Source organism: uncultured Dialister sp., from assembly GCA_900314595.1.
Lineage (GTDB): Bacteria > Bacillota > Negativicutes > Veillonellales > Dialisteraceae > Dialister.
Map to the genome: position 1 here is coordinate 1 of OMVW01000073.1, position 4,897 is coordinate 4,897.

Below are 4,897 nucleotides of genomic sequence, written 5' to 3' on the forward strand. Positions count from 1 at the left end.
CATCTACCATGGCAATCGCTAACTGAAAAAAGCTAAAAAATGGACCCTGGGGTAAGTGCGCCCTTTTTTGGGTTTTTCGGGATAATGGTTTTATAGTAACCTTGGGGAGCCTGAAACGATAGCATGCTGATGGTCAGCATACATATCGACTCCGTCCCTTCAGGTCGAAACGTCAAAGCCCTCCCAAGTTTTGGGAGGGTGGCGCCGTAGGCGACGGGTGGGTTGATCTTCAGGTACATGTCGATTTTGCTGCACAAAAAATCATAAGCCGGGCCCATGAAAATTTTGAGTCACTTTCGATGACTGCCCGTAGAACAACCCCTCAGTCCGCTTCGCGGCCAGCTCCCCAACCTTGGGGAGCCTGAAACGTTTCGACATTTACGGCTAGAGACAAATCGACACTGGACATACAAGTCGTTACCGTCAAAGCCCTCCCAAGTTTGGGAGGGTGCCTGAGCGCAGCGAAGGCGGGTGGGTTGATCTTCAGGTACATGTCGATTTTGCTGCACAAAAAATCATAAGCCGGGCCCATGAAAATTTCTGTGCGAAATCCCAATAAAAATCACGTCCCATCAGCGGCGTACCTCCCCTGATCCCAAATCCAAATCCCTAATTCCTCCTATGCCAAAAGCCTCCAGGTCCAAAAGGCCCGGGAGGCTTTATTTCTAAAAACTACCAGCAAAAACTAACTGCTAACGGCTGAATGCTGACGGCTATTTTTTATTCTTCTTCCTTGCTTCCAGAATCGGGAGTCCCCCGAGGCCCCAGTTGTCGAGGTCTACTTCGTCGATCACGACGACTGTAGAGGCGGGGTTCTTGTGGAGTACGTCCACGAGGAGCTGGGTAGCGCCTTTGATGAGGGCTGCTTTCTGTTCTTTCGTTACATTGCCTTCTCTGGTGATTTTAATATTGACGTAGGGCATGATTTTCTCCTTTCCTGCACAAAAGTGTATGTGACTCTTTGCAAAATTATTTCTTCAGGGACTCTCCTTTTTCATACGGGGATACCAGTCCCGGAAAATCGTAAGGTATTCCTTTTCTACTTCTATAAAGGGGCGGAAGGTGTAGTCCGGTGTGATATGAAGGGCCGGCTTTTCGCCCGGAATGGGCTCGAGAAGCGTCCTCATATCGTACCAGAGGAAATCTTTATCGATGGCTTTGACCTGCCTTTTTTCCTCTTCTGTGGGCGGCGCTCCGAGGAGGGCCGTATCCAGCACGTCCATGAGATGAGCTTCCACTTTCCTGTAGGAAGGCATGTCCTGTTTCAAAGGAGAAGGCACATCGGATAGATAGCACTCCCCTGCATCATGAAGAAGGGCAAGAAGGATGAGCCTTGGCGAAAGGCCGCGGGCTTCCGCTTCCCGGGCACACCAGATGCAGTGCTGGCCCACGGAAAGGAAAGTCTTCACATGGCCGTTTCCCCGGCAGATCATGGACAGGGCATGGGCGATATCTTCGATTTTGAAGTCCGGGGTATTCGGATGAAGGGGATCCACGTGGAGGCCCGTATAGGTGGTTATAACGCGTTTTTCAGCCATTCTTCAGTCGCTCCAGAAATTCATGGGTTATAAATCCGGTAAGTCCCCAGATGTTATATTTCCCGTACCGGTAAATCCATGCATCGTAGGAAGACCGTTTCCACCAGCCGCTGTAAGGACGGGCCATGATTTCTTTGGGGAAATCCTCTCCCGGGCGTGTGGCTACTTCCACCGTCGCTGCTTCAGGCCGGGAAGCAAGAAGCCAGGCAAGGGGCACCGTGAATATTTCCGCCACTTCCCCTGCGCTCAGTTTCTTCGGCATTTCAGAAAGTTTCCCCACGAAAGGATGGACCGTGACCCCTATAGGCGAGACCACATAGTCCAGGGGGCCCAGGATGGAAATAGAACTCTTCTCCACCCCCAGCTCCTCCACCGCTTCCCGGACTGCCGTTTCCTCGAAATCCGCATCCGACGGTTCCCGTCCCCCGCCGGGGAAGGAAATATCTCCCGGCTGCCACTTCAGCTTCGGACTCCGCACTTCATAGAGGAGGGACTCCCCTTCCTCCGTCTCCACAATGGGAATAAGCACGGCCGATTTCCTCGTATGAAGGAACTCCGCCGCCTTCACAGGATGATTCACCCAGTTCATATAATCCCTCCTCTTTGTGTTTATTATAACAATGATAGGGGAAAAAATGGAAATAAATTCTCCCATAAAAGTTCCCATCTGCCCTGTGGGCCGGATACTTCAGGAATTGTCGATTTACACTATTCCCAACTGCATACCACCGATTTCAGTATACCGGGACAGCAGCCTGCACGATTCATACAGCAGGCCATAGAAAAGATTTTAAAAAAAGTGCGCTTTCCATTCTGATGCGCACCACCTTCCCGATAGCCCCGAGACTCCCGAGACCCCCGAAACAAAAGCCATTGATTTTAATTTGATAAACCCTGCCATTCCCATTACAATAAAGCCAAAGGAGACCCACTATGAAAAAGCTCTTATTTCTTCTGCTCATCATCCTGCTTCCCATGGCAGGATGCACGAAATACAATCTGAAGCCGAAAGTCTGGCCTGTGGCCCATTACGAAGGATGGGAAGAAGTGCGGCCGAAGGACCTGCCCGCCTTTTCCATGCCTCCCGATTATGAACTGAGCCATACCCTCCTTCCGGAGGAGGAAGAACAGCTGGGCAAAGCGGCGAAAGAAGACCGTCCCCTCATCGCTGTGCGGCCGAAAGACAAGGACAATCATTCCGTCTTCATCATGACCAGCGTCAAAGCGCCCATCACCCTGCCCGCCTGGGGCAAGGACCTTTCCATTGCCGGCTCCTTCCTGCCAAAGCTGGACAGCCGCCTCACAAAAGCAGCCTCCAGATCCCTTCCCGACGGACGGATCCGCATGGTGGTCCTCCAGAAACCGGCCGAGCTCATTCAGGTGCAGCAGAGCTGGTGCGTCCACAAAAATTTCGTCACCCGCACCGAATATGCCAAACCTATGGAAAACGACCTCTACCTCTATGCCCACTGGAATCAGATCTACGGGATTCTTCTAAGAAGAGAATACGGCAAAGACGATGGAGAACTATTGAGGATGATAGAAACCGTGTATCCCGGGGAAGTGGAAGTGGGGAAGAAATAGTTTTTAGTGGTTAGTGGTTAGTGGTTAGTGATTAGCGATTAGTGACTATCTTGCTAAAAGGCGACCTTCTCTTCTTTCTAAGGTGGATAGACCGTCCCACTGTTTCGCAGCCAATGAAAAAACTTCCCTGGATAGGACAAGCTGACGGATGGGATGATTTACATTTGTCCTGCACTTGTGCCTCTCCCTTCGGGATACAACCATAAATCTTCCCCCCTGCCTTCGGCATCCCCCCTTTCAAGGGGGGATTTTCCTTCCTGCCGCTTCGCGGCAAATTAAAAAACCTTCCCTGGATAGGGAAGGTGTCAGCGAAGCTGACGGATGGGATGATTTATGTTTGTCCTGCCCTTACACCTCTTATCGTTTCGGATAGTCCGTTGTTCTTGCTTCCTGCTGAATTTTCCTTTGATAAAGGCAGTCAAATCATAATCATCACCACGCCCAGGCCGCAGACTGCGATGCCCAGGGCCTGCCGGCGAGTGAGTTTTTTCTCGTGATACACGAAGTAGGATAGAAGGAGAAGGACGATGACGATGATGGAATTGTAAACGATGAAAGAAATATTGACCGGCCATCCGGCTTTATAGAGACAGATGGTCCCTATTTCTATAGCCACGATGGAAAGGGCAAGCCCCAGCGCTGCCGGCTGGAATTCCAGGAGATCCTTCACCCGGCTCTTCTTTCCTTCCATGATGAAATAGCAGATGACAGAAAGCACCGCTGCCACCAGGTACGTCACCACAAGGGCCGCCAGAGGATGCATGCCCTCCGCACTGCCCTTTGCCCCTGCCTGATACCCCACACTTGCGCCCACCAGGAGGAGAATGGGCCACCACAATTTCCACATAGTCCTACCTCGCAATCATGATCGTACCGATAGAGGCCACCACGCAGCCCGCCACCTGCTGCAGCGAGAGAGGTTCCCCATAGAAAACAGTTCCAAAGATAAGCAGAGCAATGACGATGAGGGACGTATACACCGTAAAACCCACATTCATGGCCCAGCCGTTCACATAGATGTAGATAGCCCCTATTTCCAGTCCCACCATGGAAATACCCATGATGACGGCCCCGGACGGAGACTTCATCATTTCCTGAAATATACCGCCTCCGGGGATCAGGATTTCAAAAAGAACAGCGCAGATGAGACTGCTCGAAAGATAGAGCAGTCCCAGGGCAGCGATGGGATTTCCCTTCTTCGCCATCTTTTTCGCGCATACCTGGTAGAGCACATCACCGGCCACAATCATAAAGACCGGCCACCAGTAAGCAAAAACTTCCTCCATCATTCCTCCTGAAAATAAAAGCGCCCTGCCCCGACCTTCATCTTCCGATGTACCTGCGGTCAAAGCAAAGCGCTGATCCCCCTGCCCGGCGGCAGGAAGGGCTATTCGTTAGAAATAGGATAGCAGAAACGGGGTCCATTGTCAATTGAGAGAGGAAAAGAGAGTTTTTAGTGCTTAGTGCTTAGTAATTAGAGGAATCTACCGGAAGGTCTCACGGATAGACGAACGCAGAACGCTCAAGTCGCTACCGTCCAAGCCCTCCCAAGTTTTGGGAGGGTGGCGCCGAAGGCGACGGGTGGGTTGATCTTTCGGTATTTGTCGATATTTTTGCTAAAGGATTATTGCGGCCGCCTCAGCTTGCCCCTGAAAATTTTGAGTCAAATCTGCCGGCTGCCTGTAGAACGACCCCTCAGTCACTTCGTGACAGCTCCCCAGACCCGGGGAGCCTGAAACGTTTCGACATTTACGGTTAGAGACAAATCGACACTG

General features: G+C 51.5%; 6 protein-coding genes. 1 reads left to right on the plus strand and 5 read right to left on the minus strand.

The annotated features are described in order from the left end of the window. Window positions 1–713 precede the first annotated feature (713 nt). From QZN42_RS09975 to QZN42_RS09985, 3 genes are read right to left on the minus strand one after another with little or no spacing between them, the layout of a single operon-like run. Window positions 714–923: a 4-oxalocrotonate tautomerase family protein gene (locus QZN42_RS09975; protein WP_296957270.1), complete on the minus strand. Its 210-nt coding sequence runs from the start codon at window positions 921–923 to the stop codon at window positions 714–716. A 54-nt stretch (window positions 924–977) separates the two neighbouring features. After that, window positions 978–1,538, minus strand: a complete 561-nt coding sequence (locus QZN42_RS09980; RefSeq protein WP_296957271.1) for a hypothetical protein — start codon at window positions 1,536–1,538, stop codon at window positions 978–980. Then, on the minus strand, window positions 1,531–2,127 hold the full coding sequence (locus tag QZN42_RS09985) for a CoA pyrophosphatase (protein WP_296957273.1): 597 nt from the start codon (window positions 2,125–2,127) through the stop codon (window positions 1,531–1,533). The genes QZN42_RS09980 and QZN42_RS09985 overlap by 8 nt, the downstream gene beginning before the upstream one ends. Window positions 2,128–2,471: 344 nt before the next feature. On the opposite strand from QZN42_RS09985, the gene QZN42_RS09990 reads away from it, so the two are divergent. Continuing rightward, complete coding sequence (locus tag QZN42_RS09990; RefSeq protein ID WP_296957275.1) at window positions 2,472–3,122, plus strand: hypothetical protein; 651 nt, start codon at window positions 2,472–2,474, stop codon at window positions 3,120–3,122. 418 nt (window positions 3,123–3,540) lie between these two features. Here the strand turns inward: QZN42_RS09990 and QZN42_RS09995 are convergent, their stop codons facing one another. Both QZN42_RS09995 and QZN42_RS10000 read right to left on the minus strand, forming a co-directional pair. Then, a complete protein-coding gene (locus tag QZN42_RS09995; protein ID WP_296957277.1) occupies window positions 3,541–3,969 on the minus strand; it encodes an EamA family transporter in 429 nt (142 codons plus the stop codon). A 4-nt stretch (window positions 3,970–3,973) separates the two neighbouring features. After that, window positions 3,974–4,411: a hypothetical protein gene (locus QZN42_RS10000; RefSeq protein WP_296957278.1), complete on the minus strand. Its 438-nt coding sequence runs from the start codon at window positions 4,409–4,411 to the stop codon at window positions 3,974–3,976. Window positions 4,412–4,897: the final 486 nt, after the last annotated feature.